Source organism: Exiguobacterium sp. s128 (assembly GCF_018618815.1).
Lineage (GTDB): Bacteria > Bacillota > Bacilli > Exiguobacteriales > Exiguobacteriaceae > Exiguobacterium_A > Exiguobacterium_A antarcticum.
Map to the genome: position 1 here is coordinate 88,266 of NZ_JACSMT010000003.1, position 14,299 is coordinate 102,564.

At 48.2% G+C, this 14,299-nt stretch carries 16 protein-coding genes; 2 read left to right on the forward strand and 14 right to left on the reverse strand.

What is annotated here, in order from left to right:
• Window positions 1-24: 24 nt before the first annotated feature.
• Both KNQ13_RS02315 and KNQ13_RS02320 read right to left on the reverse strand, forming a co-directional pair.
• Window positions 25-789, reverse strand: a complete 765-nt coding sequence (locus KNQ13_RS02315) for a TIGR01457 family HAD-type hydrolase (RefSeq protein WP_209548018.1) — start codon at window positions 787-789, stop codon at window positions 25-27.
• Window positions 790-795: 6 nt separating this feature from the next.
• Window positions 796-1,239 (reverse strand): DUF86 domain-containing protein, encoded by a 444-nt coding sequence (locus KNQ13_RS02320; RefSeq protein ID WP_209548019.1) that lies wholly within the window; start codon window positions 1,237-1,239, stop codon window positions 796-798.
• Between the two features lie 154 nt (window positions 1,240-1,393).
• Between KNQ13_RS02320 and glpX the strand changes: the two genes are divergently transcribed.
• Together glpX and KNQ13_RS02330 are read left to right on the forward strand one after the other, a co-directional pair.
• On the forward strand, window positions 1,394-2,374 hold the full coding sequence (gene glpX, locus KNQ13_RS02325) for a class II fructose-bisphosphatase (RefSeq protein WP_209548020.1): 981 nt from the start codon (window positions 1,394-1,396) through the stop codon (window positions 2,372-2,374).
• A gap of 36 nt (window positions 2,375-2,410) precedes the next feature.
• Window positions 2,411-2,686: a DUF3055 domain-containing protein gene (locus KNQ13_RS02330; RefSeq protein ID WP_209548021.1), complete on the forward strand. Its 276-nt coding sequence runs from the start codon at window positions 2,411-2,413 to the stop codon at window positions 2,684-2,686.
• Between the two features lie 43 nt (window positions 2,687-2,729).
• Here the strand turns inward: KNQ13_RS02330 and KNQ13_RS02335 are convergent, their stop codons facing one another.
• The 12 genes from KNQ13_RS02335 to KNQ13_RS02390 form a co-directional block, all read right to left on the reverse strand.
• Complete coding sequence (locus KNQ13_RS02335) at window positions 2,730-3,182, reverse strand: general stress protein (protein WP_071499638.1); 453 nt, start codon at window positions 3,180-3,182, stop codon at window positions 2,730-2,732.
• Window positions 3,183-3,265: 83 nt separating this feature from the next.
• Entirely contained in the window at window positions 3,266-3,646 is a 381-nt protein-coding gene (locus KNQ13_RS02340; RefSeq protein ID WP_014971105.1) for a YutD family protein, read from the reverse strand.
• 105 nt (window positions 3,647-3,751) lie between these two features.
• On the reverse strand, window positions 3,752-4,651 hold the full coding sequence (lipA, locus tag KNQ13_RS02345) for a lipoyl synthase (RefSeq protein WP_209548022.1): 900 nt from the start codon (window positions 4,649-4,651) through the stop codon (window positions 3,752-3,754).
• A 63-nt stretch (window positions 4,652-4,714) separates the two neighbouring features.
• On the reverse strand, window positions 4,715-6,010 hold the full coding sequence (locus tag KNQ13_RS02350; protein ID WP_209548023.1) for a bifunctional metallophosphatase/5'-nucleotidase: 1,296 nt from the start codon (window positions 6,008-6,010) through the stop codon (window positions 4,715-4,717).
• Between the two features lie 20 nt (window positions 6,011-6,030).
• Window positions 6,031-6,876: a DUF72 domain-containing protein gene (locus tag KNQ13_RS02355; RefSeq protein WP_071499636.1), complete on the reverse strand. Its 846-nt coding sequence runs from the start codon at window positions 6,874-6,876 to the stop codon at window positions 6,031-6,033.
• 187 nt (window positions 6,877-7,063) lie between these two features.
• Window positions 7,064-7,630 (reverse strand): dihydrofolate reductase family protein, encoded by a 567-nt coding sequence (locus KNQ13_RS02360; protein WP_209548024.1) that lies wholly within the window; start codon window positions 7,628-7,630, stop codon window positions 7,064-7,066.
• Between the two features lie 88 nt (window positions 7,631-7,718).
• The gene (gene sufB / locus KNQ13_RS02365) at window positions 7,719-9,116 is read right to left on the reverse strand and encodes a Fe-S cluster assembly protein SufB (protein WP_026830056.1); all 1,398 of its coding nucleotides are present in this window, start codon (window positions 9,114-9,116) and stop codon (window positions 7,719-7,721) included.
• Between the two features lie 33 nt (window positions 9,117-9,149).
• Window positions 9,150-9,584 (reverse strand): Fe-S cluster assembly sulfur transfer protein SufU, encoded by a 435-nt coding sequence (gene sufU / locus KNQ13_RS02370; RefSeq protein WP_014971111.1) that lies wholly within the window; start codon window positions 9,582-9,584, stop codon window positions 9,150-9,152.
• A complete protein-coding gene (locus KNQ13_RS02375; protein WP_071499633.1) occupies window positions 9,574-10,797 on the reverse strand; it encodes a cysteine desulfurase in 1,224 nt (407 codons plus the stop codon). The genes sufU and KNQ13_RS02375 overlap by 11 nt, the downstream gene beginning before the upstream one ends.
• Window position 10,798: 1 nt before the next feature.
• A complete protein-coding gene (gene sufD / locus KNQ13_RS02380; protein WP_026830058.1) occupies window positions 10,799-12,076 on the reverse strand; it encodes a Fe-S cluster assembly protein SufD in 1,278 nt (425 codons plus the stop codon).
• Between the two features lie 18 nt (window positions 12,077-12,094).
• Window positions 12,095-12,880, reverse strand: a complete 786-nt coding sequence (gene sufC, locus KNQ13_RS02385; RefSeq protein WP_209548025.1) for a Fe-S cluster assembly ATPase SufC — start codon at window positions 12,878-12,880, stop codon at window positions 12,095-12,097.
• A 156-nt stretch (window positions 12,881-13,036) separates the two neighbouring features.
• Window positions 13,037-14,263 (reverse strand): MDR family MFS transporter, encoded by a 1,227-nt coding sequence (locus tag KNQ13_RS02390; RefSeq protein WP_209548026.1) that lies wholly within the window; start codon window positions 14,261-14,263, stop codon window positions 13,037-13,039.
• Between the last annotated feature and the right edge of the window lie 36 nt (window positions 14,264-14,299).

A 14,299-nucleotide genomic window follows, 5' to 3' on the forward strand; every position in this document is an offset into this window, starting at 1 on the left:
ATTTGTCAATGGGGATTTTTTTGTTCACAGAATCCATTCAGCTAACGTATCCACCATATAGGTTGGTTGTGCGTCCTGTCCTTGAATGAAGACCGGTGTATGGACACCGGAATTGACGTGCATCGTCCGGATACCGCCATTGATGCCGAATAAAATATCTGTATGGTAGTTATCCCCGACCATGATTAAGTCTTCTTTCGCGAGACCAATCATCTCGGCTGCGATATTGATCATGACCGGTTCCGGTTTCCCGATATAAAACGGTTCTTTTTCCGTCGTCACCCGTAAAATGGATGTCAAGGCACCGTTACCAGGCAAGAAACCACGTTCTGTCGGAATCGCGATGTCCCCGTTCGTCGAGATGAAGCGCGCGCCTGCACGAATCGCCAGTGCTCCGATTGCTAGCTTCTCATACGTGATCTGACGGTCGAGCCCGATGACGACATAATCAGCCTGCTCATCCGCAACAACTTGTAAGCCTTGACGTTCAAGCGCATCAATCAAACCGCCTTCGCCAATCGCATAAACCTTCGCACCAGGGGCGAGTTCCGCGATGTAGCGACCTGTCGCCATCGCACTCGTCAAGACGTGTTCCGCGTTCGAGTGTACACCCATACCACGTAATTTTTCAGCAACGGCTTCCGCTGTCATCGACGCATTATTCGTGACGAAGAGATACGGAACCCCTTGTTCTTGCAACTGATTGACAAAATCAACGGCTTCTTTGACAGGTTCTGTCCCATTATACATTGTACCGTCTAAATCAAATAAATATCCTTTTGCTTTCATCCTGACTCACTCCTCAGTTGGTAAAAATGCAGAGACGGGTCCAAGTTCGGTCTCTAAATAGTGTCGAACGGCTCCCGGGAAACGACGTAACTCTGTTTCCTCTTCAAAAAGGATCTCGCGGATGTCCGCTGTACTCGATGTCGTAAATTCACGGACAATCCGTGTCCGTAGTGCGACCACTCGTTTCAGACTAGTGGCAAGTGCCGTATCGACGACCCGTTCATCTTCTAAAATCAATACGATATCTTCATAACTTCCCGGATCACGCATGATGAAACCATCAATCATACTGTTTCCGATATCGATGATACTTTCGATCACTAAAAACCCGATCCGTTCCCACGCCAGTGAAATCGTCAACGCATCCCCTGTTAATTCCTTGCTTTGACGCAGTGCGGTTTCAAAACAAACCACTGTTTGTTCAATCTTTTCACGATTTACGAAATACATCCAGCATTCCCCCTCACATCCTTCATTTTAGCTCTATCCGCGGGACATGAAAAGCAGAAAGGCTGTTTGCATCACATTCCCCAATGTGTTATCCTCAATTTAGATTTTTACGAAAATAGTATGTCACATTATGTGACTTGGAGGTTATTCATAGATGGAACGGGAATTAGCACTAGAAATCGTCCGAGCAACAGAAGCAGCAGCATTAGCATCCGCCAAGTGGATTGGTCGCGGGAAAAAGAACGAAGCCGATGACGCGGCAACGACTGCCATGCGCGAAGTCTTAAATACCGTCAACATGGCGGGAACAGTCGTCATTGGTGAAGGCGAACTCGATGAAGCACCGATGTTATTCATCGGTGAAAAAGTCGGCACATCAAACGGACCAATCGTCGATATCGCCGTTGATCCCCTCGAAGGGACGAATATCGTCGCAAAAGGTCTTGGCAACGCGATGGTCGTCATCGCCGTCGCTGATCAAGGTGCCCTGCTCCACGCTCCGGATATGTATATGGATAAACTGACAGTCGGTCCGAACTTAAAAGGACACGTCTCACTCGACGATCCACTCGAAGTCATCATCCAAAAAGCAGCCGTGCTAAATCAAAAACGCATTGAAGAAGTGACGGTCATCATGCAGGATCGTCCACGTCATGACCATTTCCGGGAAGCGGCGATGCGTGTCGGTGCACGTGTCCGTCTGTTTGAAGACGGTGACGTTTCAGCAGGAATTGCACCACTTTCTCCATCAACAGGAATCGATATCTTCATCGGGACGGGTGGCGCGCCAGAAGGCGTCATCATGGCCGCTGCCGTCAAAGCAATGGGTGGCGACATGCAAGCCCGTCTGCACCCGATGAATGAAGAAGAAACAGCTCGTGTCATTCAGATGGGTCTGGCTGATCCGCTACAACTGTTGACGCTTGACGATCTCATCAAAAGTGACGACTGCATCTTCGCAGCAACAGGGGTCACGACGGGTGAAATGCTCGACGGCGTCCGCTTCTTGACGGATGATATCGTCGAAACGACGTCACTCGTCATGCGCTCGAAAACACGAACGATCCGGAAAGTCATCGCAGAACACAGCCTTTCACGTAAACCGTACTTGCAAAAAGTTCCCCAAACCCTTTAATCTAAGCAGAGATGAAGGAAATGAGGGAACTGACAGATGATGCAAGAACGCGATTTTTTATATGATGACGTCGAACAGACAAAAACCCGATTCGTCTGTTGGATCGGCGAGACCAACCGATTTGATTTAGCGATCACCCATTCGGAACATTTTTTCGGAAAGATTCTCGTACTGAATCTCTTATCGAATCGATTTGCGATCATCGGTCCGGATGATTTCGAGGAACCGGGTTATATCGCCCATGCCTTTGATTTAGAGGATGAGGCGGCAGAAGAACTCGAAGGATACTTACGTGACTACATCGGTTTATAAAACAACAAGCAGCCCCGTCCAATTGGACGGGGCTGCTTGTTGTTCATAATAAACGGTCGTTTCGTTCATTCATCGTGTTTGGACCACTAAAGACATTGGTATTATCCGATTCATCGTGGGCTTTACGTTCCGAATGCTGATCTGCTTCATCGCCGACGAGTAAGACGAATTGTCCCTCTTCCGCTGCTTTGTTGGCACGGTTGACATCCTCTTTCGTCAATCCGCTCGCTTGTAGCACGTCATGATGAGAAGGAGAAGCTGAACTGTCTTTTTTAAAGATTCCTTTGATCTCCTGCCAAAGATTCATGTGGTCTTCTTGCGACAGACGTGTCGACGTTTGCTGATTTTTTAAATCTGCCAATTCTTCGATTTGCTCCAGGTCATATCGATCATGGGCAACGACTTTCAAATCCGTTGATACGACACCTGCAACGCGTAAATCATGGACAGCACTGACGACTTCTGGCACAGAATGATAAATCCCGACGATTCTCATGGATAGTTCCCCCTATAATACGTGATACTATATTATTAGCCGAAATCATCCAATCAGAAACATCCTTTTAGATGTCAGTTTGATTACTGTTCCTCTTGTGTCTCTTCTTTTTCCGCCGAAAACTTCCGTTTGAGCTTTAGCGTGTTCGCTGAAGATCCGTCGAAGCGAGGTGGTGCTTCTTCTCCTTCTACGAGTTCCATCCGTTTGACGATAAAATACGCACATCCAAAATTACAATATTCATACAGATAATCCGCCACATGGGAGATTTTCGTATCGAACGTTGCTTTTTCGTGATCGTCCTCATAAAAACCACGCAGGCGTAATTGACCGTGTCCCCAATCCCCGACGATATAGTCGTACTTTTCAAGGACGTCACTAAACCGCCCGATAAAGGCTTCTTCATTAAATCCTTCTCGTTTCTCTTCGACGATTTCATATCTTTCACGATTGACTTGTATCATTTTTTCCACCCCCTGCTTCCTTTATCTTACCATAATCACTTCTAAAAACGAATCGTCCGACAACAGAAAACCGCCCTCGCACGTAGCTTGGACGGTTCGAGCTCATTAGTCAATCGGTAAAGCGGTTTTATTTTTTTTCGCGGCATTGACTTGTTCGTCGGCATGGTAAGACGAACGGACAAGCGGACCGGCCTCACAATGCGAGAAGCCTTTTCCGAGCGCAATCTGTTTTAATTCAGCAAACTCTTGTGGTGTGTAGTATTTGATGACATCCAAATGTTTTTTTGTTGGTTGAAGATACTGACCGATTGTCATGATATCAACATCATTGGCACGCAAATCATCCATCGTCTGTAAAATTTCTTCCCACGTCTCACCAAGACCTAGCATCAGACTCGATTTCGTTGGAATTTCCGGTGCAAGCTCTTTTGAGCGACGTAAGAATTCAAGTGTCCGGTCGTACGTCGCCTTTGCACGAACCGTTGGTGTCAGACGGCGGACCGTCTCGATATTATGATTCATGATGTCCGGCTTGGCTTCGATCAACGTCTGTAACGCGTCGAAGTTCCCACCCATGTCGGACGGTAAGACTTCAATTGATGTCTCCGGATTCATACGACGGACTTCCCGTACCGTCTCCGCGTAGACACCGGCCCCGAAGTCATTTAAATCATCCCGGGCAACGGCTGTGATGACCGCATGTTTCAGATTCATCAGACGAACGGATTCCGCAACCCGTTTCGGTTCTTCTAAGTCAAGTTCATTTGGTCGCCCCGTCGTTACGGCACAAAAACGGCAGGCACGTGTACAGATGCTGCCAAGAATCATGAATGTCGCGGTCCGGCGAACGGCCCAACACTCATGAATATTCGGACATTTCGCTTCCTCACATACTGTGTGAAGCTTTTTTTCCCGCATCATACTTTTGAGTTCTGTGTACGTCTCATTCGTGTTCAACTTGATTTTCAACCACTCTGGCTTACGTTGTATCTCTCTGCGTCCCATGAATCGGTTTCCCCCTTTATCCGTAAAAAACTGACCTGATTTCTGTTACAGTATACCAAATATTCAGTGTTTGCGGACGTGTAATTCGCTGAATTCAGACTTCTCCGATAGGCGATTGAACAGGAGGTCCCGTAACAGTTCCGGCATGAAATATTCTTTCGGCATCTCTTTGATGGCGGGGAAAATCGGACCAAACGTAAACATATCCGGCAGGACGACAGTATAATTCTTCGTCTCATCGATGGGCTGATCATTTCCGGAATAATGCATCTTGCCCATCAGCTTTCCACGAAAACCGAGTCCTCGAACCTTTAATTGTTCGAATCGTTCCGTATCGACTTCGGCAATAAACTGCTTCAACTCAACTCCGGTCATCGTCACCTTACACGGATTGATTGGGTGCGGACAGAGCCGGTGTAAATCAAACGATGAGACAGGTCCTGGTGATAATGAACCGAGTAACATCCCGGCAGGCACACAGGCAAGATCGGCATTACACCAATCGCGCATCGTATCTGCCAATAGTTGCGTAAACGGGGACGGGTTGAACCAGTCATTCGAAAGACCTGATGTTCGACCAATCGGTTGTTTCATCTGACGCTCCGCTAAATACTGTTCTTTATCGAGTAAGACCGATGTCGCCTCGTCTGAAGGATAGGTTTCAAGTGAATGGAGGACGGCCTCTTTTTCGCCTGTATCCGTATTCAAGTAAATTTCACCTGCATACTGACCGTACTTTCCGGCCTGTGCAATCAAGACTCCGTTTTTGACGACTCCGTCATCGAGGACGTGATGGGTATGCGCACCGATGATCAAATCAAGTTCCGGGAATCGTTCGGCCAGTGCTTCGTCCTGGTAGAACCCAAGATGACTCAGACAGATCAAGACATCGACTTGATCCCGCAAGGCTTCGATTTCACGCGCTGCCGCTTCCAACGGATCTTCAATCGACCATCCGAGCAAATCGTACAGTTCATAATAAGGAGCCGTCAGACCAAAAATCCCGACTTTTCCTGTCGGCAAGTCTTGGATCATGCCGGCTTTTGCAAACGGTGCCGTCAAGTTCGACACGAGGACGGGGAACGTCGCGTCCGTATATAATTCCTCGAGCCAGTCATGTGGAAACGTAATGCCTTCATTGTTTCCAATCGTGACGGCCGTCGGAGCCAGTTCATTTAATAGGTGCGTGTTGATTTTACCTTGCGTCGCCTCCGTTGCCGGTGCGACCCGGTCTGCATGGTCCCCTAAATCAAAGACGAGGGAATCATACGTCCGGTGTTCTTTCATGAACGACATATAGCGAGGCCACATATCAAAGTGTGAATGTAGATCGTTATAATGAATGACGTGTAACTTCACGCTCAAGCCTCCTCTAGGTATTAAAACAATGAGATTTGCCGGGGTGCCAGCGATTCGTAATCCAGACCTAAAATCTCGATGAGTCGTTTGGCGTTCGGAACGGCATCTCCTGCTGAATTGTTATTAAAGAAAACATACACGTCTTTTGCCTGTTCGGCAAGCGAACGGATATGTGTCGCCAAATCTTGCAGTTCATCTTCCGAATAACGGTACAGACAACGGACTTTCCGCCAGTCGTCACTGCTCTGACCCGGTTTTTTAAGCCATCCGTTGATATTACGGCCATGCAAGCGGACGAACGCCGTCTCTTGCGTCACTACGGGAACGAACGGTACAGACCCGTCTTCCGTCTGCGGTTCATCACAAATCGTATGAATGAATTGATGCTCCGCCAAAAAACGAAGCGTCCGTTCTTGATAAAGATCTGAATACCAGGACGGATTCCGAAACTCGATTGCGACAGGAAGTCCGGCAAGCGACTTCCGGATCGTCTGAAGATACTCGAGATGGACTTTACTGACATCAAACCAAGGTGGAAGTTGGACGAGAATCGCCGCAATCTTTCCACTTTGCCGCATCGGTTCGATCGAAGTCAGGTATTGTTCGAAGATCGGACCAAGCGGATCCTTATTTTCCCGGTCATGGCCACTCATCGCTCGGTGGACCTTGACGATGAACCGAAAGGCGTCCGGAGTCTCCGCGACCCACTTCTGATAATTCCGTTCCGGTTGAATCGCATAGTACGTCGAATCGACTTCGACTGCCGGAAAATGTCCTGCATAAGCGGCAAGCTTCTCTTTCCGGTCTTGTGGTGTCGGATAGAGGCTGTCGTGATCGCCCCAACCGGTCACGCCGACATAAATCATCCGTCTTCCTCCTATCTGTATTGCTCCATATTTCCCATCATAGCATAGCAGAATCAGGAATTTCTTCTTCGGAGCTCTTCTCGGAAAAGAGATAAAGTCTGTATATAAAAAACAAGCAGATCCTTCCTACTCCTGCAAAAATAAGGGGGATGGACTGCCTGTTTCATTGATCTGTTTCTCTTCTGAATCAATCATTCCGGATCCGCTCATACGTCAAGGCGATACATCCGGAAGCAAAGGTCTGCTGGTCGATGAGACGTAAAGGGAAAGGTTGCTCGAACAACGGAAACATCCGCTTTCCTCCTCCCAGTAAGACGGGATAGATGACGACACGATAACGGTCGATCAAGTCCAGGCGGACAGCTTCTGCCGCAAGCGTCGCTCCTCCGATTGCAATCTGTTTTCCTGGGAGTGTCCGCAAGTATGCGATTTCTTCTGCCAGCGACCGGGTTGCAAGACGTGCCTTACCTTCGACGGACTGTAAGGTGTGTGAGAAGACAACCTTCTCAAGTTGCTGCCAACACTTCGCATACTCAATTAAAATCGGATCCGTCTCCGTTTGATCGGCCGTCGACCAATACGGATACATTATTTCGTACAAGCGACGTCCATAAACATGGGTATCGAATTCTGTTTCGTAGTCATTAAAATACTGATGCAGTTCAGCGTCCGGTGATGCGAAGGCGATGCTGCCCGACGCATCCTCGATGTACCCGTCGAGCGAGACTTGAAAAGAATAGACGAGATCACGCATGATGACTCCCTCCTTTTTAATCCTTTACCCGTTTTTAGCTGTTCACGAAAAAACTCCCCCATCCGCAGATGAGAGAGTAAAAAACGAATTATCCGATTGAACCTTCCATCTCAAACTTGATGAGACGGTTCATTTCGACCGCATATTCCATCGGCAATTCTTTTGTGAATGGCTCGATGAAGCCCATGACGATCATTTCAGTTGCTTCTTCTTGTGAAATCCCGCGGCTCATCAGGTAGAACAATTGCTCTTCCGAGACCTTCGATACTTTCGCTTCGTGTTCAAGCGAAATGTTGTCGTTGAGAATTTCGTTGTACGGAATCGTATCCGATGTCGACTGGTTGTCCATGATCAGCGTGTCACATTCGATGTTCGAACGTGCGCCTGTCGCTTTACGACCAAAGTGGACGATCCCACGGTACGTTACTTTCCCGCCGTGTTTTGAAATCGATTTCGAAACGATTGTCGACGACGTGTTTGGTGCGAGGTGAATCATTTTCGCGCCTGCGTCTTGGTGTTGCCCTTTACCCGCGATGGCGATTGATAATGTCATCCCACGTGAGCCTTCACCTTTTAAGATGACAGCCGGGTACTTCATCGTCAATTTCGAACCGATGTTGCCATCGACCCATTCCATCGTCGCGCCGGCTTCACAGATCGCGCGTTTCGTAACGAGGTTGTAGACGTTGTTCGCCCAGTTTTGGATCGTCGTGTAACGGCAGTAGGCGTTTTTGTTGATGAAGATCTCAACGACTGCTGAGTGAAGCGAGTTCGTTGTGTAGACCGGTGCTGTACATCCTTCGACGTAATGAACCGATGCGTCTTCGTCAACGATGATCAATGTCCGCTCGAACTGACCCATGTTTTCCGAGTTGATGCGGAAATAGGCTTGAAGCGGCGTATCCATCTTGATGCCTTTTGGTACATAGATGAACGATCCACCTGACCAGACCGCTGTATTAAGCGCAGCGAACTTGTTATCCGTTGGTGGGATCAGTTTCCCGAAATACTCACGGAACAGTTCTGGATTTTCTTTTAATGCTGTATCGGTATCCTTGAAGATGATTCCTTGATCTTCCAGTTCACTCTTCATGTTGTGATAAACCACTTCTGATTCATACTGTGCCGAAACACCCGCGAGGTATTTTTGCTCAGCTTCCGGGATTCCGAGTTTGTCAAACGTACGTTTGATTTCTTCCGGTACTTCATCCCATGATTTTTCAGCACGTTCTGATGGTTTAACGTAATACGTGATGTCATCAAAACGAAGATCTGATAAATCGCCGCCCCATGCCGGCATTGCTTGTTCGTTGAAAATCTTGAGTGATTTCAGACGGAAATCAAGCATCCATTGTGGTTCTTCCTTCATTTTCGAGATCGTCTCGACGACTTCTGTCGTCAAGCCGCGTCCAGAACGGAAGATCGAGATATCGCGATCGTGGAAACCATATTTATAATCGCCAATTTCAGGCATGTTCTTAGCCATGTTCGTTTCCTCCTCTTACTTACTGACCGAAGTTTACTTCCCTTCTTCGACGCCACGTTCGAGCGCCTTCCAGGCAAGTGTCGCACACTTGATTCGTGCTGGGAACTTCGTCACACCGGACAGTGCTTCCGCGTCTCCCAGATCAAATTTCTCATCGTCATAGTCTTTTCCTTGAACCATCTCGGAAAAGATATTGGCGAGTTGTAATGCTTCTTCGACTGTTTTTCCTTTGACAATCTGCGTCATCATCGACGCAGATGCCATGCTGATCGAACACCCTTCACCGTCAAACTTCGCATCTTTGACGATATCGTCTTCGATCGCGAGTTGCAGGCGGATTGTGTCGCCACAAGTCGGGTTATTCATATCGATTGTCACACCACCGTCAATCGCACCACGATTGCGGGGCGTTTTATAGTGGTCCATGATCACTTGACGGTACAAGTGATCGAGATTGTTAAAATCCATGACTGAAATACTCCTTCGTTTGGCGAAGTCCTGTCACTAAGGCGTCTACTTCTTCCTTTGTATTATACAGGTAGAAGCTTGCTCGTGCCGTTGAACTGGCTCCGAGCCAGCGCATTAGCGGTTGGGCACAATGATGACCGGCACGGACTGCGATACCTTGCATATCGAGGACCGTCGCGACATCATGCGCATGGACATCACCGAGATTAAAGGTGACGAGACCCACCCGTTCTTCCGGACCGTAAATCGTCAGCCCTTCGATGTCACGCATTTGTGCCATCGCATACTGGGCAAGCTCACGTTCGTGGGCTTCGATGTTACTGAGTCCGACTTGTTCCAAGAAATCGATTGCCGCTGATAAGCCGACTGCTCCTGCAATGATTGGTGTTCCTGCTTCGAACCGGTACGGTGATGGTTTGAACGTCGACTCTTCAAGCCCGACGTAGTCAATCATCTCGCCTCCGAATTCGACCGGCTCCATCGCATTGAGTAATGCTTTTTTGCCGTACAGGACACCGATACCCGTTGGTCCGCACATCTTATGTGCCGAAAACGCGAGGAAGTCACAATCGAGATCCGTGACATCGATTTGTTGATGCGGTGCACTTTGCGCCGCATCGACGACCATGACGGCACCAACAGCGTGCGCAAGTTGTGTCACTTCTTTGATCGGATTGATTGTCCCGAGGACGTTTGACACATGGGCCATCGCCACAACCTTCGTCCGATCTGAAATTTGTTCCTTGACGGCTTCGATCGTCACACGACCGTCCGCTGTCAAATCGACATATTTCAGTTTCGCTTTTTTCTTTTTTGCGACTTGTTGCCATGGAATGAGATTCGCATGGTGCTCGAGATACGTAACGACGATCTCGTCGCCTTCTTGCACATGCTCCATTCCGTAACTCGACGCGACGATATTGATCGCCGTCGTCGTCCCGCGGGTAAAGATAATCTCTTCATGGTGTTGCGCCTTGATGAAACGACGTACGTTCTCACGCGCACCTTCGTACGCATCCGTCGCTCGTGTTCCGAGCGTATGGACGCCACGGTGCACATTCGAATGAACCGTCTTGTAGTAGTTCTCAATCGCCTCAATGACGACGAGCGGCTTTTGTGACGAAGCCGCACTATCTAAATAGACGAGTTTCCGGTCATTCACCTGTTGGTCAAGAATCGGAAACTGATTGCGGATGGATGCATCGATTCCCATATTAGTTTACTTTCCCTTCGATCACTTGAACGAGACGTTCTTTGACAGAGTCAATTGCGAGTTCGGAAACAACCGGTTGTAAGAAACCATGAACGACAAGACGTTCTGCTTCTTTCCGTGATAAACCACGGCTCATCAAGTAGTAGAGTTGGAGTTCGTCGACACGGCCGACAGATGCCGCGTGTCCTGCCATGACATCATCTTCATCAATCAAGAGGATCGGGTTCGCGTCACCACGTGCCTTTTCAGACAACATGAGCACACGTTCCGTTTGGACACCGTTTGATTTTGAAGCGCCATGGTGAATCATCGATGTTCCGTTGAAAATCGATGTTGCGGAATCTTTTTGAACACCGTGAATCAAGATGAAACCTTCCGAACCTTTACCAAAATGGTCTGTCCGGACGTTAAAGTTTTGTTTTTGATCCCCACGACCAACCGTTACGGCTTTCGTGTCAGAGAACGAATCGTTACCGACGAGGTGTGTTTTCGTTTCTGTGATTGTGTTTCCGTCATTCATGTGACCGAGTGCCCATTCGAGCTTCGCGCCTTGTTTGACGACACCGCGACGGTTCATATATGTGACGGCACCCTTACTGAGCGTGTCGACACCACCAAAGAGGACTTTCGCATTGTCTTCGACGAACACTTCCGTAACGACGTTGACGTTGTGCGCTTCTTCGCCATACGACACGAAACTTTCGATATACGTCAATTCGCTGTCTTGATCGGCAATGATGATCGCATGGTGGTAAAGTGCACCGCCTGCTTGTTCCAGCGTATAGATGGCTTGCATCGGAACCGTCAACTTCAGGCCTTTTGGTACATAAAGGAACGTACCGCCGTTCATGAGTGCTGCGTTCAGTGCTGCCAGACGATCTTCGTTGACGTTGACGCCTTCTGTCATGAAGTACTTCTCGACGAGCTCTGGATGATGTTTCATTGCGTCAACGAGCGTCGTGAAGATGACACCGTTCGTCGCTTCGCTGTTTTGCGCGTGAACGAGTTGTCCGTTACGCGTGATCAGCATATGGTCACGGTTTTCACCGATTAATGTTTCTATATCCGGTGTCAGACCCGTTACTGTTTCAAGATCCGCTGTTCCTTCTGTGAAGTTCCAGCCACCGATTTTGATTTTTTCTACTTTTGGCAATGCGAGCGTTGGGGCAAGATCCAGTGCGTCTTGACGCTTAGAGATCATCCAAGCGGGTTCCCCTAAGCGAGTCGCACGTTCTGCCACTGCCTCGCGATTTACTGCAAGATTCAGTTCTACAGTCATCATGCTTCCTCCCTCGTGTTACGCTTTTGTTTCGATTTCGACTTCTTCGATGCCGAGTTCTTTTTTAACCCAGTCATAACCTTCTGCTTCTAAACGGTGTGCGAGTTCTTTCCCACCCGACATGACGATTTTTCCGCCCATCATGATGTGGATGAAGTCTGGCTCGATATAGTTCAAGAGGCGTTGATAATGCGTGATGATCAAGCAGCCGAATTCAGGTGAACGCATTTCGTTGACACCTTTTGCGACGACTTTGAGTGCATCGATATCAAGACCTGAATCGATTTCATCAAGGATGGCGATGGATGGTTTCAACATCGTCATTTGGAGGATTTCATTCCGTTTCTTCTCTCCGCCTGAGAATCCTTCGTTGAGGTAACGGTGTGCCATTTCGCCCGGCATTTCAAGAAGACCCATTTGTACGTCGAGTTGACGGATGAATTTCATGAGTGAGATTTCATCGCCTTCTTCGCGGCGTGAGTTGATCGCTGAACGCAAGAAGTCTGAGTTCGTAACGCCACTGATTTCGCTTGGGTACTGCATCGCGAGGAACATACCAGCTTGCGCACGTTCGTTTACTTCCATCTCTAAAACGTCTTCGCCGTCAAGTGTGACGGATCCAGATGTTACTTCGTAAGTCGGGTGACCCATTAGTGCAGAAGCGAGTGTTGATTTACCAGTCCCGTTTGGTCCCATGACCGCGTGGATTTCGCCGCCTTTGATTTCTAAGTTGACGCCTTTCAAGATTTCTTTGCCGTCGATTGCAACGTGTAGATCTTCAATCTTTAAGTGTGAAGCCTTCATATAGAATCCCTCCATCTATTCATTTCGTGTCTGACGATTCAGTTCACGAGAGTTACTAATTTAGTATCATTCTAATCTTAATGAATCATACCACATTATTCAAGCGTCATCGCTCATGGTTTTTTCTCAAAATGGAGCCCTTCAGTGAGAATGACTTCAAAGTGAGACGACTTCTTTCTCTTCTTCCGGTTTCAATTGACGATGAACCCGCTGTGACAGTAGGAGCAGTGGTATTCCGAGAACTGTCAAGAGGGCTAAGACGCCAAAAATCGGCAGGGGACGTTCTGCTCCAAAATAAAGTAATAATTGTCCGCCGACGACCGGTCCGACCGATTGACCGATCGACGTCAACCCCATCGCGCCGAAGTAACTTCCCCGTAATTCCGGTTTCGCAAAGCTGTCCGTCAAAATGTCGGTCATCGTAAACATCATCACCTCTCCGCACGTGAAGATAAACATCGCGCCAATCATCAACCAAACCGTTCCGGCGGTTCCCATGACGAATAATCCAACGGCGACGGTCGCAATTCCGACCGTGATCGAAACAAGCGGTGACGTTTTGACACCAAACTTCATGATCGGGTACTGAACGACAAGCACCGTGATCGCATTGATCGTGATCAACAAAGCAAACAAACTCGTCCCACCGGATAATAACGTCGTTGTCGTCAAAAATTGTGGTAACGTCGAGTTAAACTGGCTGTAACCGAAGACACCGAAGATAATCCCTGCTAACGCAAACGTAAACGCCACATCGGTTTTCAAAAGACGAATCGTCGCTCCAAATGATACTTTTTTCCCACCATGACTCTCCGTGATTGGATGCCGCTTAAACAAAATGAAGATGGCGAGTCCATATCCGAGATAAACAGCTGCTGTTATATAGAAAGTAACCGCCGTATTTCCTGCACTGAGCAGCAAGGCAATTCCCGGTCCGATCGCCGCCGCGATGTTGATGCACGTATAACGAATGTTAAAGACAAACAACCGGTTTTCTTCATCCGTCGTATCGCTGATCAAGGCGCGAGCAGATGGTTCAAAAATCGACCGGAAAATCCCGTTTAACGCACTTAAGATGAAAAATGCCCAAAACGTCTCGACTTGCGCCAGTCCGATAAAGACGAGGACGAAACCAAATGTTCCGCTCAGCATCATCGTCCGCCGTCCATACCGGTCGGATAACGTTCCCCCGACAAAACTCATGACGAGACTCGCGATGGCTGAAATACTGAGAATCCAACCGACATCAACTGGACTGAACTTCAAGACGACGGATAAATAAATCGCAAAAAACGGCATCGTGATGAATGTCCCGAGCCGGGCGAAAAATGTCCCGAGCAACACCCCGACCGTCAAGGGATGAAGCTGTTTCAAACGTTGCATAAAAATCCCCCTTCCACAAAAAAATAATGCATCCTT

Bases quoted from the DNA above. Each gene is read 5' to 3' on its own strand.
- KNQ13_RS02355 (WP_071499636.1), bottom strand. From the start codon at position 6,876: ATGATTTATGTCGGCGTGACCGGTTGGGGCGATCACGACAGCCTCTAT.
- KNQ13_RS02360 (WP_209548024.1), bottom strand. From the start codon at position 7,630: ATGCGTGATCTCGTCTATTCTTTTCAAGTCTCGCTCGACGGGTACATC.
- KNQ13_RS02375 (WP_071499633.1), bottom strand. From the start codon at position 10,797: ATGGGAATCGATGCATCCATCCGCAATCAGTTTCCGATTCTTGACCAA.
- sufC (WP_209548025.1), bottom strand. From the start codon at position 12,880: ATGAAGGCTTCACACTTAAAGATTGAAGATCTACACGTTGCAATCGAC.
- KNQ13_RS02330 (WP_209548021.1), top strand. From the start codon at position 2,411: ATGATGCAAGAACGCGATTTTTTATATGATGACGTCGAACAGACAAAA.
- KNQ13_RS02390 (WP_209548026.1), bottom strand. From the start codon at position 14,263: ATGCAACGTTTGAAACAGCTTCATCCCTTGACGGTCGGGGTGTTGCTC.
- lipA (WP_209548022.1), bottom strand. From the start codon at position 4,651: ATGGGACGCAGAGAGATACAACGTAAGCCAGAGTGGTTGAAAATCAAG.
- KNQ13_RS02320 (WP_209548019.1), bottom strand. From the start codon at position 1,239: ATGTATTTCGTAAATCGTGAAAAGATTGAACAAACAGTGGTTTGTTTT.
- sufU (WP_014971111.1), bottom strand. From the start codon at position 9,584: ATGGATTTTAACAATCTCGATCACTTGTACCGTCAAGTGATCATGGAC.
- glpX (WP_209548020.1), top strand. From the start codon at position 1,394: ATGGAACGGGAATTAGCACTAGAAATCGTCCGAGCAACAGAAGCAGCA.
- KNQ13_RS02335 (WP_071499638.1), bottom strand. From the start codon at position 3,182: ATGAGAATCGTCGGGATTTATCATTCTGTGCCAGAAGTCGTCAGTGCT.
- sufD (WP_026830058.1), bottom strand. From the start codon at position 12,076: ATGACTGTAGAACTGAATCTTGCAGTAAATCGCGAGGCAGTGGCAGAA.
- KNQ13_RS02340 (WP_014971105.1), bottom strand. From the start codon at position 3,646: ATGATACAAGTCAATCGTGAAAGATATGAAATCGTCGAAGAGAAACGA.
- KNQ13_RS02315 (WP_209548018.1), bottom strand. From the start codon at position 789: ATGAAAGCAAAAGGATATTTATTTGATTTAGACGGTACAATGTATAAT.
- sufB (WP_026830056.1), bottom strand. From the start codon at position 9,116: ATGGCTAAGAACATGCCTGAAATTGGCGATTATAAATATGGTTTCCAC.